Origin of the sequence: Pseudomonas sp. WS 5021, assembly GCF_012985535.1 — a bacterium.
GTDB lineage: Bacteria > Pseudomonadota > Gammaproteobacteria > Pseudomonadales > Pseudomonadaceae > Aquipseudomonas.
On record NZ_JAAQWP010000004.1, the window covers coordinates 274,365 to 300,905 of the forward strand.

General features: G+C 61.0%; 21 protein-coding genes. 13 read left to right on the top strand and 8 right to left on the bottom strand.

The annotated features are described in order from the left end of the window. The first annotated feature begins 22 nt into the window (after positions 1–22). The 5 genes from fadA (at position 23) to HBO19_RS14745 (ending at position 5,348) form a co-directional block, all read left to right on the top strand. Positions 23–1,198, top strand: coding sequence for an acetyl-CoA C-acyltransferase FadA (gene fadA / locus HBO19_RS14725; protein ID WP_005786153.1), 1,176 nt, complete (start codon positions 23–25; stop codon positions 1,196–1,198). A gap of 94 nt (positions 1,199–1,292) precedes the next feature. Beyond that, a complete protein-coding gene (locus HBO19_RS14730; RefSeq protein ID WP_170057751.1) occupies positions 1,293–1,529 on the top strand; it encodes a DUF1653 domain-containing protein in 237 nt (78 codons plus the stop codon). Between the two features lie 114 nt (positions 1,530–1,643). After that, positions 1,644–4,265 (top strand): type I DNA topoisomerase, encoded by a 2,622-nt coding sequence (topA, locus tag HBO19_RS14735; protein WP_169954184.1) that lies wholly within the window; start codon positions 1,644–1,646, stop codon positions 4,263–4,265. A 129-nt stretch (positions 4,266–4,394) separates the two neighbouring features. After that, positions 4,395–4,916 (top strand): DUF6586 family protein, encoded by a 522-nt coding sequence (locus HBO19_RS14740; RefSeq protein ID WP_076961269.1) that lies wholly within the window; start codon positions 4,395–4,397, stop codon positions 4,914–4,916. A 198-nt stretch (positions 4,917–5,114) separates the two neighbouring features. Beyond that, entirely contained in the window at positions 5,115–5,348 is a 234-nt protein-coding gene (locus HBO19_RS14745) for a hypothetical protein (RefSeq protein WP_026136850.1), read from the top strand. 149 nt (positions 5,349–5,497) lie between these two features. Here HBO19_RS14745 and sulA read toward each other — a convergent pair whose 3' ends face one another. Both sulA and lexA read right to left on the bottom strand, forming a co-directional pair. After that, positions 5,498–5,977: an SOS-induced cell division inhibitor SulA gene (gene sulA, locus HBO19_RS14750; RefSeq protein WP_170057752.1), complete on the bottom strand. Its 480-nt coding sequence runs from the start codon at positions 5,975–5,977 to the stop codon at positions 5,498–5,500. 10 nt (positions 5,978–5,987) lie between these two features. Beyond that, a complete protein-coding gene (lexA, locus tag HBO19_RS14755) occupies positions 5,988–6,596 on the bottom strand; it encodes a transcriptional repressor LexA (RefSeq protein ID WP_029300096.1) in 609 nt (202 codons plus the stop codon). A gap of 263 nt (positions 6,597–6,859) precedes the next feature. On the opposite strand from lexA, the gene HBO19_RS14760 reads away from it, so the two are divergent. Continuing rightward, a complete protein-coding gene (locus HBO19_RS14760) occupies positions 6,860–7,567 on the top strand; it encodes a TetR/AcrR family transcriptional regulator (protein ID WP_169954182.1) in 708 nt (235 codons plus the stop codon). Between the two features lie 140 nt (positions 7,568–7,707). Continuing rightward, positions 7,708–8,718, top strand: coding sequence for a beta-N-acetylhexosaminidase (gene nagZ, locus HBO19_RS14765; RefSeq protein ID WP_170057753.1), 1,011 nt, complete (start codon positions 7,708–7,710; stop codon positions 8,716–8,718). Between the two features lie 126 nt (positions 8,719–8,844). Here nagZ and HBO19_RS14770 read toward each other — a convergent pair whose 3' ends face one another. From HBO19_RS14770 to mfd, 3 genes are read right to left on the bottom strand one after another with little or no spacing between them, the layout of a single operon-like run. After that, on the bottom strand, positions 8,845–11,538 hold the full coding sequence (locus tag HBO19_RS14770; protein ID WP_170057754.1) for a DEAD/DEAH box helicase: 2,694 nt from the start codon (positions 11,536–11,538) through the stop codon (positions 8,845–8,847). Positions 11,539–11,547: 9 nt separating this feature from the next. Beyond that, positions 11,548–12,117 carry a CsiV family protein gene (locus tag HBO19_RS14775; protein ID WP_170043341.1) on the bottom strand — a complete coding sequence of 190 codons (570 nt, stop codon included), beginning with the start codon at positions 12,115–12,117 and terminating at the stop codon, positions 11,548–11,550. A gap of 10 nt (positions 12,118–12,127) precedes the next feature. Beyond that, positions 12,128–15,577: a transcription-repair coupling factor gene (mfd, locus tag HBO19_RS14780; RefSeq protein WP_169954178.1), complete on the bottom strand. Its 3,450-nt coding sequence runs from the start codon at positions 15,575–15,577 to the stop codon at positions 12,128–12,130. Between the two features lie 338 nt (positions 15,578–15,915). On the opposite strand from mfd, the gene HBO19_RS14785 reads away from it, so the two are divergent. Beyond that, the gene (locus HBO19_RS14785; RefSeq protein ID WP_076961276.1) at positions 15,916–17,379 is read left to right on the top strand and encodes a glyceraldehyde-3-phosphate dehydrogenase; all 1,464 of its coding nucleotides are present in this window, start codon (positions 15,916–15,918) and stop codon (positions 17,377–17,379) included. A gap of 176 nt (positions 17,380–17,555) precedes the next feature. Here the strand turns inward: HBO19_RS14785 and HBO19_RS14790 are convergent, their stop codons facing one another. Beyond that, positions 17,556–18,854 carry an MFS transporter gene (locus HBO19_RS14790; protein WP_170057755.1) on the bottom strand — a complete coding sequence of 433 codons (1,299 nt, stop codon included), beginning with the start codon at positions 18,852–18,854 and terminating at the stop codon, positions 17,556–17,558. Between the two features lie 263 nt (positions 18,855–19,117). Between HBO19_RS14790 and HBO19_RS14795 the strand changes: the two genes are divergently transcribed. Then, positions 19,118–20,131 (top strand): FAD:protein FMN transferase, encoded by a 1,014-nt coding sequence (locus HBO19_RS14795; protein WP_169954175.1) that lies wholly within the window; start codon positions 19,118–19,120, stop codon positions 20,129–20,131. Between the two features lie 190 nt (positions 20,132–20,321). Beyond that, a complete protein-coding gene (gene sthA, locus HBO19_RS14800) occupies positions 20,322–21,716 on the top strand; it encodes a Si-specific NAD(P)(+) transhydrogenase (RefSeq protein WP_024074093.1) in 1,395 nt (464 codons plus the stop codon). A 42-nt stretch (positions 21,717–21,758) separates the two neighbouring features. Here the strand turns inward: sthA and HBO19_RS14805 are convergent, their stop codons facing one another. Both HBO19_RS14805 and HBO19_RS14810 read right to left on the bottom strand, forming a co-directional pair. Then, complete coding sequence (locus HBO19_RS14805; protein ID WP_169954174.1) at positions 21,759–22,481, bottom strand: glycerophosphodiester phosphodiesterase; 723 nt, start codon at positions 22,479–22,481, stop codon at positions 21,759–21,761. A gap of 43 nt (positions 22,482–22,524) precedes the next feature. Then, positions 22,525–23,109, bottom strand: coding sequence for a PilZ domain-containing protein (locus HBO19_RS14810; RefSeq protein ID WP_170057756.1), 585 nt, complete (start codon positions 23,107–23,109; stop codon positions 22,525–22,527). Between the two features lie 94 nt (positions 23,110–23,203). Here HBO19_RS14810 and HBO19_RS14815 point away from each other — a divergent pair, with 94 nt between their 5' ends. Genes HBO19_RS14815 through HBO19_RS14825 form a run of 3 tightly spaced genes read left to right on the top strand, consistent with a single transcriptional unit; the run spans position 23,204 to position 26,450 of the window. Continuing rightward, positions 23,204–24,454 (top strand): lipoprotein-releasing ABC transporter permease subunit, encoded by a 1,251-nt coding sequence (locus HBO19_RS14815; RefSeq protein WP_169954172.1) that lies wholly within the window; start codon positions 23,204–23,206, stop codon positions 24,452–24,454. Positions 24,455–24,461: 7 nt separating this feature from the next. Then, positions 24,462–25,145 (top strand): lipoprotein-releasing ABC transporter ATP-binding protein LolD, encoded by a 684-nt coding sequence (lolD, locus tag HBO19_RS14820; protein ID WP_169954171.1) that lies wholly within the window; start codon positions 24,462–24,464, stop codon positions 25,143–25,145. 60 nt (positions 25,146–25,205) lie between these two features. After that, positions 25,206–26,450, top strand: coding sequence for a lipoprotein-releasing ABC transporter permease subunit (locus HBO19_RS14825; RefSeq protein WP_170057757.1), 1,245 nt, complete (start codon positions 25,206–25,208; stop codon positions 26,448–26,450). Positions 26,451–26,541 lie beyond the last annotated feature (91 nt).

The following is a 26,541-nucleotide window of genomic DNA, read 5'->3' on the forward strand; positions in this document are numbered from 1 at the left end:
GACGACTAGAGCGAGAATATTTATGAGCTTGAATCCAAGAGACGTCGTGATTGTCGACTTCGGTCGTACTCCGATGGGCCGCTCCAAGGGCGGCATGCACCGCAACACCCGCGCCGAAGACATGTCGGCGCACCTGATCAGCAAGCTGCTGGAACGCAACGTCAAGGTCGACCCGAACGAAGTCGAGGACGTGATCTGGGGCTGCGTCAACCAGACCCTGGAGCAGGGCTGGAACATCGCGCGCATGGCCTCCTTGATGACCCAGATCCCGCACACCGCTGCCGGCCAGACCGTCAGCCGCCTGTGTGGTTCGTCCATGAGCGCACTGCACACCGCCGCCCAGGCGATCATGACCGGCAACGGTGATGTGTTTGTGGTCGGTGGCGTGGAGCACATGGGCCACGTCAGCATGATGCACGGCGTCGATCCTAACCCGCACATGTCGCTGTACGCGGCGAAAGCCTCGGGCATGATGGGCCTGACCGCAGAAATGCTCGGCAAGATGCATGGCATCACCCGTGAAGCCCAGGACGCCTTCGGCCTGCGCTCCCACCAGTTGGCCCACAAGGCGACTGTGGAAGGCAAGTTCAAGGATGAGATCATCCCGATGAACGGCTATGACGAGAACGGTTTCCTGAAACTGTTCGACTACGACGAAACCATTCGTCCGGACACCACCCTGGAAAGCCTGGCGGCCTTGAAGCCGGCATTCAACCCAAAGGGCGGCACCGTGACTGCCGGTACTTCGTCGCAGATCACCGATGGTGCTTCGTGCATGATCGTGATGTCGGCCCAGCGCGCCCAGGACCTGGGGATCCAGCCTCTGGCAGTGATCCGTTCCATGGCTGTGGCGGGTGTGGACCCGGCGATCATGGGCTATGGTCCAGTACCGGCCACACAAAAAGCCTTGAAGCGCGCAGGTCTGAGTATCTCCGACATCGACTTCTTCGAGCTCAACGAAGCTTTCGCCGCACAGGCCCTGCCAGTGCTGAAAGATTTGAAAGTACTCGACAAGATGAACGAGAAGGTTAACCTGCACGGCGGTGCAATCGCCCTGGGCCACCCATTTGGTTGCTCCGGTGCGCGTATCTCCGGCACCTTGCTTAACGTGATGAAGCAAAATGGCGGCAACCTTGGGGTTGCAACCATGTGCATTGGTCTCGGCCAAGGCATTTCTACCGTCTTCGAACGCGTCTAAGCGTTGGGTTGACGGAAGCCGGGGCCCAGTGCCCCGGCTTTTGTTTTTTGGAATTTTTAATTTTTTTTTATAAATTTTGTAAGAGGGCCAGAGCATGAAAGTCGAACCAGGGCTCTACCAGCATTATAAAGGTCCCAGGTACCGCGTTTTTAATGTGGCGCGGCACTCCGAGACCGAAGAAGAAGTGGTGTTCTACCAAGCACTGTATGGCGATTACGGCTTTTGGGTGCGCCCCTTGAGCATGTTCCTGGAGACCGTCGAAGTTGACGGCAAGCAGGTCCCGCGCTTTGCTTTGGTGCAGGTCGAACCCAGTCTTTTTTCAGGGCAATAACGGCAGGTTGCGCAGAATGCTGTGCTTGACCTCACTGTGTTGCCACTATATATAGCGTTGCCGCGTCAGGCGCCAACCGCCTTTCTCTTCTCGAATTCAGGAATTTTCCGATCCATGGGCAAATCGCTGGTCATTGTGGAATCCCCGGCTAAGGCCAAGACCATCAACAAGTACTTGGGTAACGAGTACGTGGTGAAGTCGAGTATCGGCCATATCCGAGACCTGCCCACCAGCGGTTCGGCTAGCGCCAGCAAGGAGCCTGCTGCCAAGCGCGGCAAGGCGGCTGCGGGCGAAGGTCCGGTGCTCTCGCCCAAGGAAAAAGCGCGCAAGCAGCTGGTCTCGCGCATGGGTGTGGACCCGGATCATGGCTGGAAGGCCAAGTACGAAATCCTTCCGGGCAAGGAAAAGGTGATCGAGGAGCTGCGCCGGCTCGCCAAGGATGCTGACACCATCTATCTCGCGACGGACTTGGACCGCGAAGGGGAAGCCATTGCCTGGCACCTGCGCGAAGCCATCGGTGGGGACGACAGCCGCTATAAACGCGTGGTGTTCAACGAAATCACCAAGAAGGCGATCCAGGAAGCCTTCTCCAAGCCGGGCGAACTGGACATCGACCGCGTCAATGCCCAGCAGGCTCGGCGCTTCCTCGATCGCGTGGTCGGCTACATGGTCTCGCCGCTGTTGTGGGCGAAGATCGCCCGTGGCCTGTCCGCTGGTCGTGTGCAATCGGTAGCGGTCAAGCTGGTGGTGGAGCGTGAGCGCGAGATTCGTGCGTTCAACCCTGAAGAGTACTGGGAAGTCCACGCGGACCTCGGCACCGCCAAGGGCAATAACGTGCGCTTTGAAGTGGCCCGCGAGAAAGGCGAGGCCTTCAAGCCGCTCAACGAAGCCCAGGCCATGGCCGCGCTGGAGAAGCTCAAAGCTTCCAGCTACAGCATCGTCAAGCGTGAAGACAAGCCCACCAGCAGCAAGCCGTCGGCGCCGTTCATCACCTCCACCCTGCAACAGGCCGCGAGCAACCGCCTGGGCTTTGGCGTGAAGAAGACGATGATGATGGCCCAGCGTCTGTACGAAGCGGGCTACATCACTTACATGCGTACCGACTCCACCAACCTGTCGGTGGACGCGGTGGCGATGGCGCGTACTTATATTGAAAGCGAATTCGGCAAGAAGTACCTGCCGGAGAAGCCAAACGTCTATAGCAGCAAGGAAGGCGCACAAGAGGCTCACGAAGCGATTCGTCCCTCCGATGCCAATACCGAGCCAAGCAAGCTGAGCGGCATGGAGCGCGACGCTGAGCGCCTCTACGAGTTGATCTGGCGCCAGTTCCTGGCTTGCCAGATGCTGCCGGCGCAATACCTGTCCACGACCGTCACAGTGGGTGCCGGGGACTTCGAGCTGCGCGCCAAGGGTCGTATCCTCAAGTTCGACGGCTATACCCGCGTGATGCCGCAAATTGCCAAGCCGGGAGATGACGACGTCCTGCCAGACATGGCCCAGGGCGATGCGCTGAAGCTGATCAAGCTCGACCCGAGCCAGCACTTCACCAAGCCGCCACCCCGTTATTCGGAAGCCAGCCTGGTCAAGGAAATGGAAAAACGCGGTATTGGTCGTCCTTCGACCTACGCGGCGATCATCTCCACCATCCAGGACCGCGGCTACGTGGCCCTGCACAACCGTCGTTTCTATTCGGAAAAGATGGGCGATATCGTTACCGAGCGTTTGTCCGAGAGCTTCTCCAACCTGATGGACTACGGCTTTACCGCCGGCATGGAAGAGAACCTCGATGACGTGGCCCAGGGCGAGCGCGATTGGAAAAACGTCCTCGACGAGTTCTATGGTGACTTCAAGAAAAAACTCGAAGTAGCCGAGAGCCCGGAAAACGGCATGCGCGCCAACCAGCCGGTGATGACGGATATTCCGTGCACCACCTGCGGCCGGCCGATGCAGATCCGTACCGCGTCTACCGGTGTGTTCCTGGGTTGCTCGGGCTATAGCCTGCCGCCCAAAGAGCGCTGCAAGGCCACCGTCAACCTGGTGCCGGGTGATGAAATCGCCGCCGACGACGAGGGTGAATCCGAGTCGCTGGTTTTGCGTGGCAAGCACCGTTGCCCGATCTGCAGCACGGCCATGGATGCCTACCTGCTGGACGAGAAGCACAAGCTGCACATCTGCGGTAACAACCCCGATTGCAACGGCTACGAGATCGAAGAAGGCACCTATCGCATCAAGGGCTATGAAGGCCCGAGCTTGGAATGCGACAAGTGCGGCAGCGAGATGCAGCTCAAGACCGGTCGCTTCGGCAAGTTCTTCGGTTGCACCAATCCGACCTGCAAGAACACCCGCAAGCTGCTGAAAAGCGGTGACGCGGCGCCGCCGAAGATGGACCCGGTGAAGATGCCCGAGCTCAAGTGCGAGAAGGTCAACGACACCTACATCCTGCGTGACGGCGCTTCGGGCCTGTTCCTGGCTGCCAGCCAGTTCCCGAAAAACCGCGAGACCCGTGCACCACTGGTGATGGAGATCGTGCCGCACAAGGACGAGATCGATCCCAAGTACCACTTCCTGTGCGAAGCGCCGAAGAAGGATCCCGACGGTCGTCCGGCCGTGATCCGCTACAGCCGCAAGACCAAGGAGCAGTACGTGCAGACTGAAGTGGACGGCAAGCCTACGGGCTGGAAGGCGTTCTACGACGGTGGCAAGTGGAAGGTCGAGGACAAGCGCCAGGGCGCTTGATCCCGCTCCTGCATTGAAATAAAGGCCGCCTTCACAGGCGGCCTTTTGTTTTGCGCTTGCAGTGGGCTTGTCTCATCCGTGACACTGTTCAGCCAGCATCACGTTTATGTCGTTGTGGAGACTGCCGTCATGGCCAACGAACTCTATACCCGTACCAACCAGAAAATTTACTTCGCGGGTTTGTCCCTGGAAGCCCTTGGTCGTGCCGAGGAAGGGAAGGAGATGAATGCTATTGCGCTGGTCCAGGCGGGGCGAGAGTCGGCCTTGTTCCATCTGTATGGGGCTTTGCTGGGGTTGTGTCATGAAATTGCCGGTTTCTATCGCCTGCCCCAGGCGAATGCGCCTCGGGCCGAGGATATCCTGACCCGTGAGGTGCTCGAGTCTATGGCCATCCCCGAGTTGGCCGAGCTGGTGGAAATGGCCCGCAGCCCTGACAGTTGGCTGGCTCGCTTGTTGGCTGCCCATTCGGCGCTGTTCCAGCCGCCGCGTGTGCCGCACAAGCCCAAGGGCGATGTGACCCAGCCGTTGATCGTTGCGGTCAGCCTGGAAGAAGAAGGGCCGGAGCCGCTGAGCCGGGCTGAGTTGGAGAGCTGGCGCCAGGAGCTGAAGAAGCTGGCGATCCGCTTTCGGGATGGCTTGAACGAGTGCTGAGCGGCAAGACAATGTAGGCGCCGGCTTGCCGGCGATAACAATTGATCAAGCAATGCCAAGTTGACTGCCGGAGCGCTATCGCTGGCAAGCCAACGCCTACAGACCATTCATCAAGCCGTAAAGAAAGCTGTTCAGATCCTGAGCGAGGCCGCGTTGATGACTGATATAATGCCGGCCTTTCGTGGAGAACAGATTTTTATGCCAACGTCCTTTCTGGAAATTGTTGAATTGCCCGACGGCCGAATTGAGCTGCGCAGGGCTGAGGACGAGGGTTCTCTGGTGACTTTGGACTTTTCCGAGGACGCCAAGGCGTTCCTGCAAGGCCAGCATGTGGAAGTGGCAAAAGCCATGTTGAGCGTGGGTGTGCAGATGGCGGGGCGCCTGGCTGAAGGTGAGCCAGAGAAAGACGACGGTCCACGGGTTCTTCACTGAGTCCGTTTGTCGTTTTTAAGATTCAAATGTTCAATCGGCTTCTCAATTCTGTAGAAGCCTTGCGTCCATCGCAGGCACTGACCTGACGTCAGGCTGCAATCGGACGACCTGTACCACTCCCGATAACGCGTTGCGCGTCAGTCTCGGGCTTATCCCAATCGAATATTCAAGCTTTGTGCATCGCCCGTGCGCGCTGCGCTGATCAACTGCTGCTTGGCCGAAGCACCCAGCGTATTCAGCCAGCTGACAACAGTGTGGCTACGCCCTAGGCGCAACGCTTCGCAGGTCAGTTGCTGGGCGCTCTGGGTGCCGCGCGGTTGCAGCAGCAGGATACGCTCGCGGTTCAGGCCCGCATCCCGCAGCCAAGCCTGGGTCAGGCTGGACGGCGGGGCGATTAGGGTCAGCCAGCGGGCGTCCTGTTCCTCGCTCAGGTCACGCAGGATTGGCGCCAGCAAGCTCAGGCAGTTCCCGGCAGCGCCACGCAACGACAATTCACTGAATACCTCCGGTTCGGCGGGGGCGGTCCATTGGGACTCCACCGTCTCGCTGAGGATAGGTGCAAGCGGCTGGGCCAAAAAGGCCTCAAACAGTGGCAGTTGTGTATGTTGTTGCACATGTGGGAACTGCATGATGCCTCCGTTAGCGGCGAATAACGCCGACACTCAAGCCTTCGATCACCAGGTCCTGATCCTTCAGGTTGACTTCAATCGGCGAAAACTCGGGGTTTTCTGCCAGCAGCCAGACTTTGCTGCCTTCGCGCTTGAAGCGCTTGACCGTCACTTCATCGCCGATGCGGGCCACGACGATCTGGCCGTTGCGCGCTTCGCGGGTGGTGTGTACGGCCAGCAGGTCGCCGTCGAAGATACCCACGTCCTTCATGCTCATGCCATGGACCCGCAACAGGTAATCGGCGCGAGGATGGAAGAAGGTCGGGTTGATATTGCAGGACTCTTCGACGTGCTGTTGTGCAAGAATCGGCGCACCGGCAGCGACCCGGCCGATGATCGGCAGCGTCGATTCGTCAGCCTTGGCTTCGAAACCAGGGATACGAATGCCACGGGATGCGCCCGGGGTCATTTCGATCGCACCCTTGCGGGCAAGGGCTTTCAGGTGTTCTTCGGCAGCATTGGGGGATTTAAACCCCAGCTCCAGGGCGATTTCTGCCCGGGTCGGCGGATAACCGTTGTCGTCGAGGCAGCGCTTGATAAAAGCGAGAATCTCAGCTTGGCGTGGCGTCAGTTTTAGCATGTTGATCGCTCTGTCTTTTTATACAGTGACTGGGATTATATACAGTGAACTGCGCTTGGCAATCATCGTTTTTGCCGGCTCCGCCGGACGGTCATCCGTCGGTCCTTGCAAAGGCCGGAGATAGCGCGGCCTACAGGCCGTTGAAGATGTGATTAAATAGGTGCGAATCGGGTGACTGCCCGGCCGGAAAACGGACCTGCAGGCTTGACATTGCACAAGGTGAAACGTATGTTTCAAACAAGTGTTTGTCAGGCGGAGTAGCCATGGCCCAGTCGGAAACCGTTGAACGCATTCTCGATGCTGCCGAGCAGTTGTTCGCGGAAAAAGGATTTGCTGAAACCTCATTGCGCCTGATCACGAGCAAAGCCGGGGTCAACCTGGCGGCAGTGAACTATCATTTCGGCTCGAAAAAAGCCCTGATTCAGGCCGTCTTCTCACGTTTTCTGGGGCCGTTCTGCATCAGCCTCGACCGTGAGTTGGAGCGGCGCCAAGCCAAGCCCGACAATAAGCCGAGCCTGGAAGACCTGCTGGAAATCCTCGTCGAACAAGCCCTGGTGGTGCAGCCACGCAGCGGCAATGACCTGTCGATCTTCATGCGCCTGCTGGGCCTGGCCTTCAGCCAGAGCCAGGGCCACTTGCGCCGTTACCTCGAAGACATGTACGGCAAGGTCTTCCGTCGCTATATGTTGCTGGTCAACGAGGCGGCGCCACGTATTCCGCCTATCGAATTGTTCTGGCGCGTGCACTTCATGCTCGGCGCAGCGGCGTTCAGCATGTCCGGGATCAAGGCCTTGCGCGCTATCGCCGAGACCGATTTTGGAGTCAACACCTCCATCGAGCAGGTCATGCGCCTGATGGTGCCGTTCCTGGCCGCTGGCATGCGCGCTGAAAGCGGTGTTACCGACCCGGCAATGGCGGCCGCCCAACTGCGCCCGCGCAGCAAGTCCGTACCGGTGGCGGCCAAGGTTTAGCCACTGGCGTCTGGGCGCAACCGCTTGCATCCGCTAAGCTAGCCGCCCATGCCGATTTCAACTAGTTACCCGCACCCCATCGCCTTGCCCGGCTCGACCTGGCGAAGCGGCGGGGTGCGCGCGTCATTCAAGGAAAATTTATGACTGCTGCCCTGCAAGGCTCTTTGATGGTGGACGTCGCCGGCACCTGGCTGACAGCTGAAGATCGCCACTTGTTGCGCCAGCCTGAAGTGGGCGGCCTGATCATTTTTGCGCGCAATATCGAGCATCCGCGCCAGGTGCGGGAATTGAGCGCCGCCATTCGTGCGGTGCGCCCGGACCTGCTGCTGGCCGTCGACCAGGAAGGCGGTCGGGTCCAGCGCCTGCGCCAGGGGTTTGTACGCCTGCCGGCCATGCGTGCGCTGGCGGACAATCCGAACGCCGAATACCTGGCCGAGCAGTGTGGCTGGGTCATGGCCACGGAAGTACTGGCAGTTGGCCTGGACCTGAGCTTCGCCCCCGTGCTGGACCTGGACTACCAGCGTAGCGCCGTCGTAGGCACGCGTTCGTTCGAAGGTGATCCCGAACGTGCAGCGCTGCTGGGCGGTGCCTTTATCCGGGGTATGAACAGCGCCGGCATGGCCGCCACCGGCAAGCACTTCCCAGGGCATGGCTGGGCCGAGGCAGATTCCCACGTCGCCATTCCCAATGATGAACGTAGCCTGGAACAGATTCGCACCCACGACCTGGTGCCCTTTGCGCGCCTGAGCAAGCAATTGGCCGCGGTCATGCCGGCCCACGTGATCTACCCGCAGGTGGATAACCAGCCGGCCGGCTTCTCGCGCCGTTGGCTGCAAGACATCCTGCGCGGCGAGTTGCAGTTCGACGGGGTGATTTTCAGTGATGACCTGTCCATGGCCGGTGCCCATGTGGTGGGGGATGCGGCAAGTCGGATCGAGGCTGCGTTGAGTGCTGGCTGCGACATGGGCCTGGTGTGCAATGACCGTGCGGCCGCCGAGCTGGCCCTGAGTGCCGCCCAGCGCATGAAGGTCACGCCGTCGGCGCGCATTGCCCGTATGCGTGGGCAGGCGATTGCGTCGACTGACTACAAGCAGGACCCACGTTGGTTGGCGGCGCTCGGCGCGCTTCGGGATGCGCAGTTGATCGAATGAGATTGAGCTGCGCCCATCGCAGGCAAGCCCGCTCCCACATTTGATTTGTGGCGGTACCAAAAATCTCTGCCCCAGTGAGCCCCCCCCCCTGTGGGAGCGGGCTTGCCCGCGATAGCTATCTAACTATCAACGCTTCTCTAGCTTTTGGGGCAATGGCGCGAACAGCGCCTCGATATCTTCGTTGCCCAACTTCCAGTCGCCCGTGGTACGACCATCCAGCACACCCGCCGCCAGGTCTGACTTTTCTTGCTGCAACGCCTGGATCTTCTCTTCCACGGTGCCCCGGGCAATCATCTTGTAGACGAATACCGGCTTCTCCTGGCCGATGCGATACGCACGGTCAGTCGCCTGGTTTTCCGTGGCTGGGTTCCACCAGGGGTCGTAGTGGATCACGGTATCGGCTTCGGTCAGGTTAAGCCCCACGCCGCCAGCCTTGAGGCTGATCAGGAAGATCTGCAGCCTGCCACTCTGGAAGTCCTTGACCGGCGTGCGCCGGTCGCGGGTCTGGCCGGTCAGCAAGGCATAGGCGACCCCGCGTTTTTTTAGTTCGATCTCAATCAGGCTGAGCATTGAGGTGAACTGCGAGAACAGCAAAATCCTGCGCCCTTCGGCAAACAGTTCGTCGAGCATCTCCATCAGGCTGTCGAGCTTGCCCGAGCTGCTGCCGCGCGCGGGCGGGGTGGCGTCGTTCACCAGGCGCAGGTCGCAGCAGACCTGGCGCAGCTTGAGCAGCGCTTCCAGAATGATGATCTGGCTACGAGCCACGCCCTTGCGGGTGATCTCGTCGCGCACCTTCTTGTCCATGGCCAGGCGCATGGTTTCGTACACATCGCGCTGGGCTTCGTTGAGATCGACCCAGTGGATGATCTCAGTCTTGGGCGGCAATTCAGTGGCCACCTGTTCTTTGGTACGGCGTAGCAGGAACGGCTTGATCCGACCGTTGAGGTGTTGCAATCGCACGTCGCTGCCGCGTTTTTCGATGGGCACGCGGTAATCACGGTTGAAGCTTTTTACATCGCCCAACCAACCCGGCAGCAGGAAGTGGAACAGCGACCACAGTTCGCCCAGGTGGTTTTCCAGGGGCGTGCCGCTCAGGCACAGGCGCTGGCGTGCATTCAGCTCGCGGGCGGCCTGGGCGGCCTTGCTGGTGGGGTTCTTGATGTATTGGGCTTCGTCGAGGATCAGCACATGCAGCGGCTGCGCGGTCAGTTGCTCGATGTCTTTGGGCAACAGGGCGTAGGTGGTCAGCAGCAGGTCGTAATCCTGTAACTGGGCGAAGTGTTTCTTGCGCCCGGCACCGTACAGCGCCAATACCTTGAGCTGCGGGGTGAAGTGCGCGGCCTCGTCGAGCCAGTTGGGGATCAGGCTGGTGGGCATCACCACCATGCACGGCCGGTCCAGGCGCCCGGCGTTTTTTTCGCTGAGAATATGCGCCAGGGTCTGCAGGGTTTTGCCCAGGCCCATGTCGTCCGCGAGAATCCCGCCCACTTCCAGTTGGCGCAGGGACTGCATCCAGCTCAGGCCTTCGAGCTGATAGGGGCGCAACGTGGCGTTCAGGCCTTCGGGGGCGGTGCAGGTGAAGTCCTTGATGTCGCGCAGGCGCTGGGCAAAGCTGCGGATCTGCTCGCCGCCTTCCCATTGCAGGGGAAGGTCCTCCAGCGGGTTGAGCCGAGTGGCGTCGGCCTTGGCCAGGCGCAAGGTAGTTGTGCCGGGCTCTTGCAGGTAGAACTCGCCGAGGGTCGCCAGCACCGGTTTGAGCCGGCCATAGGGCAGGGCGACTTGCAGTGGGCCGTGGCCACCGTTTGGTAGGCCGGGGATGTTCACCAGGATCAGTTCGTCGTCGCGACGGCGCGCGAGTTTTTCCGGGTTGAGGATTTCGGTGTGGGAGCGCATCAGGTTCAACAGGATCGGCAACAGGCTCAGCCGTTCGCCATTGACGATGATCCCCAGCTCCAGGTCGAACCAGTCGCGCTCCGGCACTTCATCGACGCTGGCGTACCAGTCATCGACCGGGCTCAGGTCAAAGCCGAAATCCTCATCGATCTGCAGCTCCCAGCCTTCAGCGCGCAGGCTCGGCGAGGCGTTGAGGGTGAAGTTCAGCCAGGCGCTGTCATTGACCATCTCAAACAACTCGCCGGCGCTTTCCGGCAGGGCCTTGCTCTGGCGGGTGGCGATCTTGAAGCCAAGCAGGCGCAGGTGTTCGCGAAAGCCTTGTTCCACCTCGGGGTGACGCTTGATCCGCAGGCTCTGGGTTTCCTGGCGCACGATGATATCGGCGTTTTTCTGGCCGCTGACGTAATTGCCCAGGTAATTGAACGACAGCGCCGCCCGGTGCTGGATATAGCGCTGCATCTTGCCGTTGCGCGGCTCAAAGGCGCTGAACTCGATGCTGGCCAGCCACAGCCGTGGAATCGGCTGCACGTCCTCAAGCACCACTTGCGGCAGGACCACGCGGTTATCCAGCACGGCCTGCAGCTTCTCCAGCAGTTCGGCATCCTTGGCCGCTGCCGGGTAGGCCAGGGTTTCCTGGACCTGCAGCAGCACCGCCGCGATGTGTTTGCAATTGGTGTGCACGGGGCAGGTGCAGCGACTGTCCACCAGGATCAAGGTGCCTTTGGCCGACTCGCGCAGAGAGATGGTCTGGCGATACACATTGCCGCCCGAGCCTTCGCAACTGGCGATGATGGTGCTGTCGCCCGACTCGACAATCCGCACGCGGTTTTCCAGGGCGTAGCGCCTGCCGCGCTCCAGGCTTTGTTCCTTGAAGCGGTTGGCCCAGGAGGGGGCCAGGGGCTTGGTCAGCGAGGGCGTCAGGGGCATGGCGCTGGATCAGTCCGCGAGGCCGGGCGGCGGTGCGCTCGGTGGCTTGGCGGTGAGGGAGGTGATCTTGATCAGCAAGGCCAGGTGGCCGCCGTCCAGGTAGTTGAGTTGGTTGTTCTTGGTGCGCACGTCTGGCTGGCTCAGGTGTTCGCTGGCAATCACGCTGCCGTTGTTGTCGAACTGGTTGAGCCACAGGCTTGCGTCAATACGGGTAAAGCGCCCCAGTTGCAGGTCCAGGGTGCCCTGGATGGGGTACTGGCCGAACTGTTCCTGGCCGTCGGTGATTTTCACCTTCACCGGCTGCTCGCCCAGGTTCTGTTCCCAGGCCTTGTGCAGCAGTACGGTGTAGTCGCCATTGGCCTTTAGTTTCTCGACGATGTTGTTCAGGCGCGGCGGGCTGATTTTCTCGATCCCTTGGCGTGGCGCCCCGGCGGCCCAGTCTTCCGGGGCTGGCCGGCTGTTGATCACCGGCTCCGCATTCTGGCGGATCAGGATCATTTCCACCTGGTAGAGGCTGTCGGCAAACGCCGAAGGTGCAACTACCACCAACAACAGGCTCAGGATACGAAGCAGGCGCATGGGGCGTCCTTCAAGCAGATTTCGGGATGAGGCGCTCAAACAGCGCCTCCAATGTATTAAAGCGCTCTTCTGCACGTTCCATCGGCACCATGAACTTGAACAGCGTGGCGCCTTCGAATTTGTAGCGGTTGGGCTGGCCCTGGATCAACTTGATCAGGACCAGTGGGTCTACCGGCGTCTGCGCTTCGAACTCGATACGCCCGCCCTGCGGCCCGGCGTCGACCTTCTTGATTCCCAGTTGCTCGGCCTGCAGTTTGAGCAGGGTCAGGCGCACCAGGTTCTTGGTCGGTTCCGGCAACAGGCCGAAGCGGTCGATCATCTCCACTTGCAGGTCCTTGAGGCCTTCTTCGTCGGTGGCCGAGGCGATGCGCTTGTACAGGATCAGCCGTGCATGCACATCCGGCAGGTAGTCCTCGGGAATCAACGCCGGCAGGCGCAGGTTGATTTCCGGGCCGCCGCCCAGGGGTTGATCGAGGTTCGGTTGCTCGCCTTTGCGGATGGCCTTTACCGCCCGCTCGAGCATCTCCATATAGAGGGTAAAGCCCACGGCCTGGATCTGCCCGCTCTGGCCGTCGCCCAGCAGTTCGCCGGCGCCACGGATTTCCAGGTCGTTGGTGGCCAGCACAAAGCCTGCGCCCAGGTCCTGGGTGTTGGCGATGGCCTCCAGGCGCTTTTCGGCGTCGCCAGTGATTTGCTGGCGCGGTGGCGTCAGCAGGTAGGCATAGGCCTGGTGGTGACTGCGGCCGACCCGGCCACGCAACTGGTGCAGCTGCGCCAGGCCGAACTTGTCGGCGCGCTCGATGATGATGGTGTTGGCGCTCGGCACGTCGATGCCGGTCTCGATGATGGTCGAGGCGATCAGCACGTTGAAGCGCTTGTGGTAGAAGTCGCTCATCACCTGTTCGAGTTCGCGCTCGCGCATCTGCCCGTGGCCGATGCCGATCCGTGCTTCCGGCACCAGTTCGGCGAGGTCGGCGGCGCATTTCTCGATGGTTTTCACATCGTTGTGCAGGTAGTAGACCTGGCCGCCGCGCAGCAACTCGCGCAGCAGGGCTTCCTTGATCGTGCTGTTGTTCTGCTCCATGACGAAGGTGCGCACCGACAGGCGTCGCGCCGGCGGCGTGGCGATGATCGACAGGTCGCGCATGCCCGACACCGCCATGTTCAACGTGCGCGGGATCGGTGTGGCGGTCAGGGTCAGGATATCGACCTCGCTGCGCAGGGCCTTGAGCTGCTCCTTCTGGCGCACGCCAAAGCGGTGCTCTTCGTCGATGATCACCAGGCCCAGGTTCTTGATCTTCACATCGTCCGACAGCAGCTTGTGCGTGCCGATCACGATATCGATCTTGCCTTCGGCCAGGTCGGCGACGGCGGCGTTGACTTCCTTGGCCGACTTGAAGCGGCTCATCACCTCCACGGTCACCGGCCAATCGGCGAAGCGGTCGCGAAAGCTGTTGTAGTGCTGCTGGGCGAGCAGGGTGGTCGGCACCAGGATTGCCACCTGGCGGCCGCCATGCACCGCGATGAACGCGGCGCGCATCGCCACCTCGGTCTTGCCAAAGCCCACGTCACCGCAGACCAGGCGGTCCATGGGCTTGGGCGCAAGCATATCGGCGCGCACCGCATCGATGGTGGTTTGCTGGTCCGGGGTTTCTTCGAAGGCGAAGCCTGCGCTGAACGTGGCGTAGTCGGCCTTCGGGTCGGCGAATGCATAACCTTCGCGGGCCGCACGGCGGGCATAGATGTCCAGCAGTTCGGCGGCCACGTCGCGCACTTGCTCGGCGGCCTTGCGCTTGGCCTTCTGCCAGGTCTCGGAGCCCAGGCGGTGCAACGGCGCCAGGGCGTCGTCGCTGCCGGTGTAGCGCGCGATCAGGTGCAGGTTGGCCACCGGCACGTAGAGCTTGGCGCCCTCGGCGTATTCCATGGTGAGGAATTCGGCGGCCTGGTTGTCGATCTCCAGGGTCTGCAGGCCCAGGTAGCGCCCCACGCCGTGGTCGATGTGCACCACCGGCGCGCCTTCGCGCAGTTCGGTGAGGTTCTTGATCACCGCGTCGTTGTTGGCGTCGGCGCGTTTTTCCCGGCGCCGGCGCTGCATCACGCGTTGGCCGAACAGCGGGCTCTCGGCAATCAGCGCCAGGGCCGGATCATCCAGTTGCAGGCCTTCGTTCAGCGGCGCAATGGTGATCGCCAGGCGATCCTTGCCGGCGACAAAGTCTGGCCAGCTGTCGACGGTTTTTGGTCGCAGCTTCAGGCGTTCCAGCAACTCCAGCAGCACTTCGCGGCGCCCGGCGGATTCGGCGGTAAACAGCACACGGCCGGGGAAGTCACCGAGAAAGTCGGACAACGCTTGCAGCGGCTGGCTGGCCTTGGCCTCGATGGCCAGGTTGGGCAGGGCCTGGGCCGGGAAGCGCTCGCGACCGACGCCGGCTTCCACATCCTGCTGGCTGGCGACCACGCGCGGCCAGTTTTTCAGGCGGGCGAAGCAGTCCTCTACCGGCAGGAACAGCTCGGCAGGCGGCAATAAGGGCCGGGAGGGGTCGACGCGGCGTTCTTCATAACGGTTGCGCACGTCGTTCCAGAAGTTTTCCGCCGCCTGCTCGATACCCGGCAGCGAAAACACCTGGGTGTCCTGGGGCAGATAATCGAACAGGGTCGAGGTTTCGTCGAAGAACAGCGGCAGGTAGTACTCGATACCGGCGGGCGTAATCCCGCTGCTCAAGTCCTGGAAGATCGGGCAACGACGGAAGTCCACGTCAAAGCGTTCGCGAAAGCGCGCCTTGAAGCGCGTGACCGCGTCTTTTTGCAGGGGGAACTCCCTGGCCGGCAGCAGTTTGATCGACTGTACTTTGTCGATGGAACGCTGGTTTTCCGGGTCGAAGGTGCGCAGGGTCTCGATTTCGTCATCGAACAGGTCGATGCGGTAGGGCAGTTTGCTGCCCATCGGGAACAAGTCGATCAGTGCCCCGCGCACGGCGAACTCACCATGTTCGTACACCGTATCGACGCAGCGGTAGCCACTGGCTTCCAGGCGCGTGCGCATTTGCTCCACGTCGAGCTTCTGGCCGATATCCAGCACCAGGCTGCTGCCCAGCAGGAACTTGGTCGGCGCCAGGCGGTGCAGCGCCGTGGTGATCGGCACCACCAGTACACCGTGGGCCAGTTCCGGCAAGCGGTACAGGCTGGCGATGCGCTGGGAGATGATGTCCTGGTGCGGCGAGAACAAGTCGTAGGGCAGGGTTTCCCAGTCCGGGAAGTGCAGCACCGGCAAATCGGGGGCGAAGAAGCTCAGCTCCTGCTCCAGCCGCTCGGCACTTTGGCTGTCGGCGGTCAGGAGCAGGGTAAAGCGCTTGGCTGCACTGGCAGCCTCGGCAATGGCCAGGCTCAGGGCGGCACCGGGCAGATTGCCCCAATGCTGTTTACCTGCCTGGGCAGGGAGTAGCGGTAGACGCAGGACGGGCACGGAAGGTTGAGCTCCAGCGTTGCGACAAAGTCGGTAATTGTAACGGCCTGGAGTGCCGCCTGTCAGTTGCTGACTGTGCCTATTACGGTTTGTAGGAAATGTAGTGGCTAAGACAAACAATGCGCGGTTTTGACTCAATATGTAGTGCCGAAATGCACATATGTTTCGGAGGGTTACGGACAAGTCGCCTGTGGCTCTCTCCGAGGGGTTCGCTGGAAGCCGCGTATTTACTGGCCTGTAGCGCGGTGAAAATTATTTGCAAGGGTTTTTGTTGCGTGACGCGCATTGCTCAGGGGGCGGTCGGGCGGCATAATGTAGCCCCTTTTTTCAGCCCCTACATGTGGAAGGTTCCCGTGACTCAGAAGCCCGACCAGTGTCTTGGTGAATGGATCGACCGTGAAGCACTCGCAGAAGCGATGATCCCGCTTATCGGTCAGCTGTACCGCAATAACAATGTGGTGAGCTCGATCTATGGCCGCAGCCTGATCAACCAATCAGTCATCGCGATTCTCAAGGCTCATCGCTTTGCTCGCCATCGTTCTGCCGACGATAGCGAACTCTCCGTCCACGAAACATTCCCTCTGCTTAAAGCCATGAGCGAGCTCAAGCTCGGCGCGGCCTCGGTAGACCTGGGCAAGTTGGCGTTCAAATTCCGCGCTCAAGGCAATGGCCGCAGCGCCGAGCAGTTCGTGCGTGAAGAGCTGGCCGACGTGGTTGGCCAGCAAAATGCCGCGTCCCGCAAAGGCACCGACGTGGTGCTGTACGGCTTCGGTCGTATCGGCCGCCTGCTGGCACGCATCCTGATCGAAAAAACCGGCGGTGGCGACGGCCTGCGCCTGCGGGCCATTGTCGTGCGCAAAGGCGCCGAGAATGACCTGACCAAGCGCGCCAGCCTCTTGCGCCGCGACTCGGTACACGGTTCGTTCAATGGCACCATCACCATCGACGAAGAAAACAACACCATCACCGCCAACGGTAACCTGATCCAGGTGATCTACGCGAAGAACCCGACCGAGGTGGATTACACCCAGTACGGCATCCAGAACGCCTTGCTGGTGGACAACACCGGCGTCTGGCGTGATGCCGACGGCCTGGGCCAGCACTTGGCGTGCCCAGGTATCGACCGCGTTGTGCTGACCGCGCCTGGCAAGGGCAAGCTGAAGAACATCGTTCACGGCATCAACCACAACGAAATCACCGCTGACGACAAGATCGTGTCTGCCGCTTCCTGCACCACCAACGCCATCGTGCCGGTGCTCAAGGCTGTGAATGACAAGTTCGGCATCATCAACGGTCACGTCGAAACCGTTCACTCGTACACCAACGACCAGAACCTGATCGACAACTTCCACAAGGGCGATCGCCGTGGCCGTAGCGCCGCGCTGAACATGGTGATCACCGAGACCGGTGCTGCCACCGCTGCTGCCAAGGCCCTGCCTGAGCTGGCCGGCAAGCTGACCGGTAACGCGATCCGTGTACCTACGCCGAACGTGTCGATGGCCATTCTCAACCTCAACCTTGAGAAAGCCGCCACCCGTGAAGAGATGAACGAGTACCTGCGCTACATGGCGCTGCACTCCGATCTGCATAAGCAAATCGACTTCGTCAATTCCCAGGAAGTGGTGTCCACCGACTTCGTTGGCTCGCGCCACGCCGGTGTGGTCGATGCTGAAGCGACCATCACCCAGGATAACCGCGTTGTACTGTACGTCTGGTACGACAACGAATTCGGTTACAGCTGCCAGGTGGTGCGTGTGATGGAAGACATGGCAGGGGTCAACCCGCCGGCGTTTCCGCGCTAAGCATTAGCGGTAGATGAAAAAGCCCCGACTGGTTCGGGGCTTTTTTGTGTCTGGGGGATTGTGTTGGATTTGAAGGCCTCATCGCGGGCAAGCCCGCTCCCACAGTTTGATTTGCGAATACATTCAAATGTGGGGGCGGGCTTGTCGGGCCGCCGCATCGCCGCGATAGCGATCTATCAGGCCCCACCGACTACCGAAGCCTGTGCAGTGCGCAGTTCATGCCGATTCCCCTTGAACAGCACTAGGGTCGCAATCAACCCCAGCACCGCCGCCCCACTGAGCCAGATCCCCGGCGCTGCCTTGTTATCCAGCACATGGATCAGGTAAGTGCAGGCGGCCGGGGTAAAGCCGCCAAAGGTTGCGGTCGCCAGGCTGTAGGCCAGGGAAAAACCTGTGGTGCGGACTTCCACCGGCATGATTTCGGTCAGTGCAACGACCATGGCTCCGTTATACGAGCCATACAGGAACGACAGCCACAACAGCACGATCAGCAGGTGGCTGAAACTCGGATTGACCACCAGCCACGACAACGCAGGGTATGCCGTGAGGATCGCCAGAATCGTCGCACCGAGCAGTAAGGGTTTGCGGCCGATCTTGTCGGACACGGCGCCCATCACCGGCAACCAGATAAAGTTGGAAATGCCCACGCACACGGTGACCAATAGCGCATCCAGGTCCGAGAGGTGCAACTCGGCTTTGCCAAAGGTCGGTGTGTAGGCAGTGATCAGGTAGAACGACACGGTGGTCATCACCACCAGCGCCATGCCTGCCACGACGATGCCAAAGTTCTGACCAATGGAACGGATAATTTCCTGCAGGGTAGGGCGGTGTTTGCGCGCCTGGAACTCAGGCGTTTCTTCCAGGGAGCGGCGAATCACGAAGATCACCGGCACGATCAGGCAGCCGATCAGGAACGGCACGCGCCAGCCCCATTCGCCCATTTCCTCGGGGCTTAGCCAGTGGTTCAGGCCTACGCCCAGCAGGCCGGCGAAGACCACGGCGGCTTGCTGGCTGGCGGACTGCCAACTGACGAAGAAGCCCTTGCGCCCCTGCGTGGCGATTTCTGCCAGGTACACCGAAACCCCGCCCAGCTCGACACCCGCGGAGAAGCCTTGCAGCAACCGGCCAAGCAGCACGATCAGCGGCGCGGCCACCCCGAGCGTGGCGTAGCCGGGCACGCAGGCGATCAACACCGTACCGGCGGCCATCATGGCCAGGGTGATCACCAGGCCTTTTTTACGGCCATGGCGGTCGATGTAGGCACCGAGAAAAATCGCCCCCAGCGGGCGCATCAGGAACCCGGCACCGAAGGTCGCCAGGGACAACATCAGGGAGGCAAAGGCGCTGTCGGCAGGGAAGAAGGTCTTGGCGATGGCCGTGGCGTAGAAGCCGTAGACCATGAAGTCGAACATTTCGAGGAAGTTACCGCTGACAACGCGAAAGATCGCCTTGCCTTTGCCCGTGGTGCTGGACATGTCATTTACTCAACTGGCTATCTTGTTGGAAATCCCTGGTTGTTGTTCGTCCGTGCTGCAGAATCTGGGCGCGCGGTGGCGCCAAAGAGTTTTGTAACCATATGTGTATCCGTGTTGCCGAGCAACAAAAACCGTTAGCACGCTGGCTATTTGCCGCAAGTGGTCCTGAGCAGGCGACGACATGCCGCATAATGGCTCGCCCGGGAAATATGCTTGAGTGCGGCATCATTTTGGTTTTCAGCAGCGAGAAGGTTGTGTGGCTTATGGGCGGTTTGCGATACGTAGTGGTGGGCGCTGCACTGGCGATCCTGGCGGGCTGCGGTAAAGGTGAGCCCCTGGAGGCTTTTGGCGGCCCGACCATGGGCAGCACTTATTCGATCAAGTACGTCCGCACCCCCGGTACGCCGGCGGCCAGTGCTGTACAGCCGCAAGTCGAGCGCATCCTTGCCGAGGTCGACCGGCAGATGTCGACCTATCGCAGCGATTCCGATATCGAGCGTTTCAACGACCTGCCGGCCAACCGCTGTCAGGCGATGCCCGAATCGATCCTGCGGTTGGTGCGCACGGGCGAGCAACTGTCCCAGGCCAGTGGCGGCGCTTTTGACCTGACGGTCGAGCCGCTGCTGAACCTGTGGGGTTTTGGCCCCCAGGCGCGCCAGGTAAAAGTCCCGGAGCCCATCGCGCTGGCCCTGGCGCGCCAGCGGGTCGGCCATCAACACCTGCGTATCGACGCTGGCCAGTTGTGCAAGGATGCGGCGGTACAGGTGGACTTCAACAGCATCGCCGCCGGCTACACGGTGGACCGGATTGCCGAGCGGCTTGATCAGTTGGGCATTGAGCGGTACCTGGTCGAAGTGACCGGCGAGCTCAAGGCCGCCGGGCGCAAACCTGACGGTACGCCCTGGCGTGTGGCTCTGGAGGAGCCCCGCGATGACCAGCAGGTCGCAGAGCGCGTTATCGCAGTGGACGGCTTTGGCGTGTCTACTTCAGGTGACTATCGCAATTATTTCCAGCAGGATGGTCGCCGCTATTCCCACACCCTCGATGCGCGAACCGGTGCGCCGATCACCCATCACCTGGCGTCGGTCACGGTGCTGGAGGCTTCGGCGTTGATGGCCGATGGCTTGTCGACGTTGCTGCTGGTGCTGGGGCCTGAAGAAGGCTGGGACTATGCAGAAAAACACCAGATCGCGGCGTTTTTTGTGATGCGAGAGGGGGATGCTTTCGTCACACGCAGCAACAAAGCGTTCGAACAACTGACGGCGGTCAAGCCGTAATCAATACTGTGTAGTAAAGGCAAAACTGGCCTACGACGCGACCAAGGGTTAATGTGCGCGGCGTTGAGCCTTATATAGACTGTGCCCCGGCTCACACACCTGAGCCTATTTGATCCTTCATGACCGCTGGCCGCGGCATGATTTAGCCAGGCGCCCAACCGTGCGCCCTGGCCTGTTCTGAGGAGTACGCATGGCTGTCTACAACTACGACGTGGTGGTACTGGGTTCTGGCCCAGCTGGAGAAGGTGCGGCGATGAATGCCGCCAAAGCAGGACGCAAGGTGGCGATGGTCGATAGCCGTCGTCAGGTCGGCGGTAACTGCACCCACCTGGGCACCATCCCGTCCAAGGCCTTGCGTCACTCGGTGCGCCAGATCATGCAGTTCAACACCAACCCGATGTTCCGGGCCATTGGTGAGCCGCGCTGGTTCTCGTTCCCGGATGTGCTGAAAAGCGCCGAGAAAGTCATTTCCAAGCAAGTCGCCTCGCGTACCGGCTACTACGCCCGTAACCGTGTCGACCTGTTCTTCGGCACCGGCAGCTTCGCCGACGAGCAAACCGTCGAAGTGGTCTGCGCCAATGGCGTGGTCGAAAAACTGGTGGCCAAGCACATCATCATCGCCACTGGCTCGCGCCCGTATCGCCCGGCCGATATCGATTTCCACCACCCGCGTATCTACGATAGCGACACCATCCTCAGCCTGGGCCACACCCCACGCAAACTGATCATCTACGGCGCCGGCGTGATCGGCTGTGAATACGCCTCGATCTTCAGTGGCCTGGGTGTACTGGTGGAGTTGGTGGACAACCGTGACCAGTTGCTGAGTTTCCTCGACTCGGAAATTTCCCAGGCGTTGAGCTACCACTTCAGCAACAACAACATCACCGTGCGCCACAACGAGGAATACGATCGCGTTGAAGGCCTGGACAACGGGGTGATCCTGCACCTCAAGTCCGGCAAGAAGATCAAGGCCGACGCCTTGCTCTGGTGCAACGGCCGTACCGGCAACACCGACAAGCTGGGCATGGAAAACATCGGGGTCAAGGTCAACAGCCGTGGCCAGATCGAGGTGGATGAGAACTACCGCACCTGCGTCACCAATATCTATGGTGCCGGCGATGTGATCGGCTGGCCGAGCCTGGCCAGTGCCGCCCACGACCAGGGCCGTTCTGCCGCTGGCAGCATTGTCGACAACGGCAGCTGGCGTTACGTCAACGACGTGCCGACCGGGATCTACACCATTCCCGAGATCAGCTCCATCGGCAAGAACGAGCACGAACTGACCAAGGCCAAGGTGCCTTATGAAGTGGGCAAGGCATTTTTCAAGAGCATGGCGCGTGCGCAGATCGCCGGCGAGCCTCAAGGCATGCTGAAGATCCTGTTCCACCGCGAGACGTTGGAAGTGCTCGGCGTGCATTGCTTCGGCTACCAGGCCTCGGAGATCGTGCACATCGGCCAGGCGATCATGAACCAGCCGGGCGAGCAAAATACCCTGAAGTATTTCGTCAACACCACGTTCAACTACCCGACCATGGCCGAAGCCTATCGGGTAGCGGCCTACGACGGCCTCAACCGGCTTTTTTGAGCGGCTCCGGCCGGTGGCCTGAGCCGGCCGGGGAGACCGATTTCAGTAATTCCCGAGAGTGGCAGTGGCCAAACCGGGAAAGTCTGTAATCAGGCTATCTACGCCGAAGTCGGCGAGCCTGCGCATCAGCGCGGGTTCGTTGACCGTCCACACGGACACGTGCAACCCCTGGCGCTGGGCCTTGGCCAGGCGTTCAGGGGTACACAACGTCCAGTTCAACGCCAAAATCTCACAGCCATAGTTCTGCGCGACCTTCAGCGGGTCGAGCCAGGCGTATTCGGCCACCAGTCCACGGGACAGGTCCGGCGTCAACTCCAGGGCAGCCTTCAACACTTCCCGCGAGCTTGAGGTCACGGTGACCTTGTCCAGCAAGCCAAAGCGCTGGGCCATTTCGCGGATCGCCAGCACAGTGGTCGCGGCGCGGGTGCGCGAGGCGCTCTTGACTTCCAGTTGCCAGTGATCGAAGTCGCACTTCTCGAACAGCTCTTCCAGGCGCGGGATCGGGCAGGGGCTGACCCAGCCCGGGCCGCCGTTGCGCGCGTCCATCTTCACCAGGTCGGCGGCGGCATATTCCACCACCTTGCCGCGCCGGTCGGCGGTACGCTTGAGGGTTGGGTCGTGGATTACCATCAGCTCGCCGTCCATGGACAGGTGCAAGTCCAGCTCGCAACGGCGCACGCCGTGCTTGAGGCATTGCTGGAAGCTGGTCAGGGTGTTTTCCGGTGCTTCGCCTTTAGCGCCGCGGTGGCCATAAATCAGGGTCACAGTTGCTCCTTTTCGCCAGGTGTATGGCTGGATAAATATCAAATCAGGTGTCTTGGCCGTCGCTTTGTTCCCGGGCCAGGCGCCGTTCCTGGGCCTGTTTTTGCAATATATAGCGCGCCAGCAACTGGCGCTGGGCGTCGGTCATGGATTCGAATTCGGTGCCCACGTCAAAACCATCGCCCTTTGGATCGCAGTGGGTGACCTTGGCCCGTAACAACAGGCCCAGCGCCTGGGGCATCAGTACCAGCTTGACTGCCAGGTGGCTGCCCGGCGGGAGCACCGTGGGGTGCTGGAAGTCGATACCGCCTTCGGAAATGATCACCGGCTGCGGCGCACCGATCTCGCCCAGCAGGCTTTGCGCCATGACTTGGCTGAGCAGGTCCATGCGTTTGTTCTGCACCTTGAGGAAGGCGGCGAGGGTGCGGTCGCGCTCGCCGAGCTGGCGCAGCAGGTGCTGGGACTCGAATTCGCTCAGGTGCAGTTCACTGAGCAGGTTGAACAGCGGGGAATCATCCAGCAACACTTCCTTGCTCGCCGCTTGCGGGGCCGACAGGCTTTTGATTTGGAGTGCGATCATGTCGTCGATACGGTAGTATTCGCGGCGATCTTCTTCATCTAATGTCGTCATGGCGAACCCCAGGTAACGGTAATGGTCTGAGTGTAAAGCTGCTTACCAGACCCCGCCACCGGGACGTCTTCTTTTCCTCCGAACAAGCCCCGACATGTTCAGACCTCTCTTCGTATTTATCGGCACGCGTTATACCCGTGCAAAGCGTCGCAATCATTTTGTGTCGTTCATTTCCCTGACCTCCATGATCGGACTCGCCCTGGGCGTTGTCGTGATGATCGTGGTGCTATCGGTGATGAATGGCTTCGATCATGAGATGCGCACCCGCGTGCTGGGCATGGTGCCCCACGCGACCATCGAGTCCGGCGAGCCCCTGGGTGACTGGCAAGGCCTGGCCGACAAGGTCAAGCAGAACCCCAAGGTGCTGGCCGTCGCGCCATTTACCCAGATGCAGGGCCTGCTGACCAACGACGGCAAGGTGCAGAAAGTCCTGCTCAATGCCATCGACCCGGCGCAGGAGCGCAAGGTCTCGATCATTGACCAGTTCATGCAGCAGGGCCAACTCGATGCCCTTACGCCTGGCAGCTTCGGCATCGTGATTGGCGACCGGGCGGCAGCCAAGCTGGGCGTGGCTATCGGCGACAAGCTGACGTTTGTCGCCCCCGAGGTCACGGTGACCCCGGCCGGGATGTTCCCGCGCATGAAGCGCTTTACCGTGGTCGGCATCTTTCATGTCGGCGCCGGCGAGATCGATGGCTTCCTCGGCCTGACCAACCTCACCGACCTGGCCCGCCTGCATCGCTGGAAGCCGGACCAGGTGCAGGGCCTGCGCCTGAAATTCAACGACTTGTTCGAAGCGCCGCGCGGCGCCTGGGAAATCGCCCAGCACCTGGGTGAAAGCCAGTACTACGCCCGCGACTGGACCCGTACCCACGGCAACCTGTACCAGGCGATCCGCATGGAAAAAGCCATGATCGGCCTGTTGTTGCTGCTGATTGTCGCCGTGGCCGCGTTCAACATCATCTCCACCCTGGTGATGGTGGTGAACGACAAGAAGGGCGATATCGCCATCCTGCGTACCCTTGGCGCCACGCCGGGGCAGATCATGGCGATTTTCATGGTCCAGGGCACGGTGATTGGCGTGGTCGGCACCTTGATCGGTACGGCGGTGGGGATTTTTGCCGCGCTGAACGTCAGCGCCGCCATCGCCGGCGTCGAAACCCTGATCGGCCACAAGTTTCTCAACGCCGACGTCTACTTCATCGACTATTTGCCATCCCAGGTGCAGAGCCAGGATGTGCTGATGGTCGGCGGCGCCGCGTTGGTCCTGAGTTTCCTTGCCACCCTATATCCAGCCTGGCGCGCGGCACGTACCCAGCCGGCGCAGGCTTTACGCTATGAGTGAATCGGGCATGAGTGAAAAAGCAATCCTGAGCTGCCGCAACCTGGGCAAATCCTACGAGGAAGGCCCGGAATCGGTAGTGGTGCTGTCCAACCTGCAACTGGAACTGCATCCCGGCGAGCGCGTGGCGATCGTCGGCAGTTCCGGCTCCGGCAAAAGTACCTTGCTCAATCTGTTGGGCGGCCTTGATACGCCGTCCCACGGCAGCGTGTGGCTGGCCGGTGAAGAGCTCTCGGCGTTGAACGAGAAGGCCCGTGGCCAGTTGCGCAACCGCTCCCTGGGCTTTGTGTACCAGTTCCACCATTTGCTGCCAGAGTTCACCGCCCTGGAAAACGTGTGCATGCCGCTCTTGATCGGCAAGACCGCGATCCCGCAGGCGCGCCAGCGTGCCACGGCGTTACTGGAGCGCGTCGGCCTTGGCCATCGCCTGGAGCACAAGCCTTCAGAGTTGTCCGGTGGCGAGCGCCAGCGTGTGGCGATTGCCCGCGCCCTGGTGAACAACCCAGGCCTGGTGATGCTCGACGAGCCGACCGGCAACCTCGACTCCCACACCGCCCAGGGCATCAAGGACTTGATGCTGGAGCTGAGTACCCAGATGCGCACCGCGTTCTTGGTGGTGACCCATGACATGAGCATGGCCCGGCAGATGGACCGCGTGTTGCACCTGCAGGAAGGTCATCTGGTCGCCATCTGACCTGTTTCAAGCCCGGGCGCCTGTGCCTGGGTTTTCTTTTTTTTCAGGCGGTGCAAGCGAATGTTCAGACCGTTATCGATTTTTATCGGCGCGCGCTATACCCGCGCCAAGCGCCGCAACCGTTTTGTCTCGTTTATCTCGATGACCTCGATGATCGGCCTCGCCCTGGGCGTGCTGGCGATGATCGTGGTGTTGTCGGTGATGAACGGTTTCCAGCGGGAAATGAGTTCACGCATTCTGGGCATGGTGCCGCACGCCACCATCGTCGGCGTAAACCCGATCAGCGACTGGCAGCCCGTGGCCGCCGCCGCCCTGAAAAACCCCGAAGTGACCGCCGCCGTGCCGTTCACCGAGATGGAGGGCATGCTGTCCTACAAGGGTTCGATGCAGCCGATCCAGATCAGCGGGATCGACCCGGCGCAGGAAGGCAAGGTCTCCATCGTCACCCAGCATATCGTCCGGGGGAACCTGGCAGACCTGCAACCGGGTGAGTTCGGCGTGGTGATCGGGGAAATCACCGCACGCCGTTTCCGCCTGAATGTGGGTGACAAGCTGACATTGATCGTCCCGGAAATCAGCACGGCTCCCGGCGGCATTACCCCGCGTATGCAGCGTTTGAATGTGGTCGGTGTGTTCAAGGTCGGTGCCGAGCTGGACGGCTCGATGGCCCTGATCCACGTCGCCGATGCCGCGCAGATGCTGCGTTGGCAGCCCAACCAGGTGCAAAGCGTGCGCCTGGCGGTCAAGGACCTGTATGCGGCGCCCAAGGTTTCGGCAGACATCGCCAGTGGGCTGGGTGCGGCCTACAAGGCTGATGACTGGACCCATACCCAGGGCAGCCTGTTCAGCGCGATGAAGATGGAAAAGACCATGATCGGCCTGTTGCTGCTGATGATCGTCGCCGTCGCGGCCTTCAATATCATCGCCACGCTGATCATGGTGGTGAACGACAAGGGCGCGGACATCGCGATCCTGCGCACTATCGGTGCCACGCCACGGCAGATCATGGCGATCTTCATGGTCCAGGGCACGGTGATCGGTATCGTCGGCACTCTGATTGGCGGCGTGCTGGGGGTGATAGCCGCGCTCAACGTCAGTGAGCTGGTGGGCTGGATGGAGCGTGTGACCGGGCAGCATATCTTCAGTTCGGACGTGTATTTCGTCAGCAACCTGCCATCGGAGCTGCAAGGTGGCGATGTGCTGCTGATTTGCAGCGCGGGGTTTGTGTTGAGCTTTTTGGCGACGATCTACCCGGCGTATCGGGCGGCGAAGATCGAGCCGGCGCATGCCCTGAGATATTCGTAGGTCTTGAGATCGCTATCGCAGGCAAGCCAGCTCCCACATTTGACGGTGTTCGCAAATCAACATGTGGGAGCGGGCTTGCCCGCGATGAGGC

Excerpts from the sequence above, each read along its gene's own strand:
- fadA (WP_005786153.1), top strand. The coding sequence starts at position 23 with ATGAGCTTGAATCCAAGAGACGTCGTGATTGTCGACTTCGGTCGTACT.
- HBO19_RS14730 (WP_170057751.1), top strand. The coding sequence starts at position 1,293 with ATGAAAGTCGAACCAGGGCTCTACCAGCATTATAAAGGTCCCAGGTAC.
- topA (WP_169954184.1), top strand. The coding sequence starts at position 1,644 with ATGGGCAAATCGCTGGTCATTGTGGAATCCCCGGCTAAGGCCAAGACC.
- HBO19_RS14740 (WP_076961269.1), top strand. The coding sequence starts at position 4,395 with ATGGCCAACGAACTCTATACCCGTACCAACCAGAAAATTTACTTCGCG.
- HBO19_RS14745 (WP_026136850.1), top strand. The coding sequence starts at position 5,115 with ATGCCAACGTCCTTTCTGGAAATTGTTGAATTGCCCGACGGCCGAATT.
- sulA (WP_170057752.1), bottom strand. The coding sequence starts at position 5,977 with ATGCAGTTCCCACATGTGCAACAACATACACAACTGCCACTGTTTGAG.
- lexA (WP_029300096.1), bottom strand. The coding sequence starts at position 6,596 with ATGCTAAAACTGACGCCACGCCAAGCTGAGATTCTCGCTTTTATCAAG.
- HBO19_RS14760 (WP_169954182.1), top strand. The coding sequence starts at position 6,860 with ATGGCCCAGTCGGAAACCGTTGAACGCATTCTCGATGCTGCCGAGCAG.
- nagZ (WP_170057753.1), top strand. The coding sequence starts at position 7,708 with ATGACTGCTGCCCTGCAAGGCTCTTTGATGGTGGACGTCGCCGGCACC.
- HBO19_RS14770 (WP_170057754.1), bottom strand. The coding sequence starts at position 11,538 with ATGCCCCTGACGCCCTCGCTGACCAAGCCCCTGGCCCCCTCCTGGGCC.
- HBO19_RS14775 (WP_170043341.1), bottom strand. The coding sequence starts at position 12,117 with ATGCGCCTGCTTCGTATCCTGAGCCTGTTGTTGGTGGTAGTTGCACCT.
- HBO19_RS14785 (WP_076961276.1), top strand. The coding sequence starts at position 15,916 with ATGTGGAAGGTTCCCGTGACTCAGAAGCCCGACCAGTGTCTTGGTGAA.
- HBO19_RS14790 (WP_170057755.1), bottom strand. The coding sequence starts at position 18,854 with ATGTCCAGCACCACGGGCAAAGGCAAGGCGATCTTTCGCGTTGTCAGC.
- HBO19_RS14795 (WP_169954175.1), top strand. The coding sequence starts at position 19,118 with ATGGGCGGTTTGCGATACGTAGTGGTGGGCGCTGCACTGGCGATCCTG.
- sthA (WP_024074093.1), top strand. The coding sequence starts at position 20,322 with ATGGCTGTCTACAACTACGACGTGGTGGTACTGGGTTCTGGCCCAGCT.
- HBO19_RS14810 (WP_170057756.1), bottom strand. The coding sequence starts at position 23,109 with ATGACGACATTAGATGAAGAAGATCGCCGCGAATACTACCGTATCGAC.
- HBO19_RS14815 (WP_169954172.1), top strand. The coding sequence starts at position 23,204 with ATGTTCAGACCTCTCTTCGTATTTATCGGCACGCGTTATACCCGTGCA.
- lolD (WP_169954171.1), top strand. The coding sequence starts at position 24,462 with ATGAGTGAAAAAGCAATCCTGAGCTGCCGCAACCTGGGCAAATCCTAC.
- HBO19_RS14825 (WP_170057757.1), top strand. The coding sequence starts at position 25,206 with ATGTTCAGACCGTTATCGATTTTTATCGGCGCGCGCTATACCCGCGCC.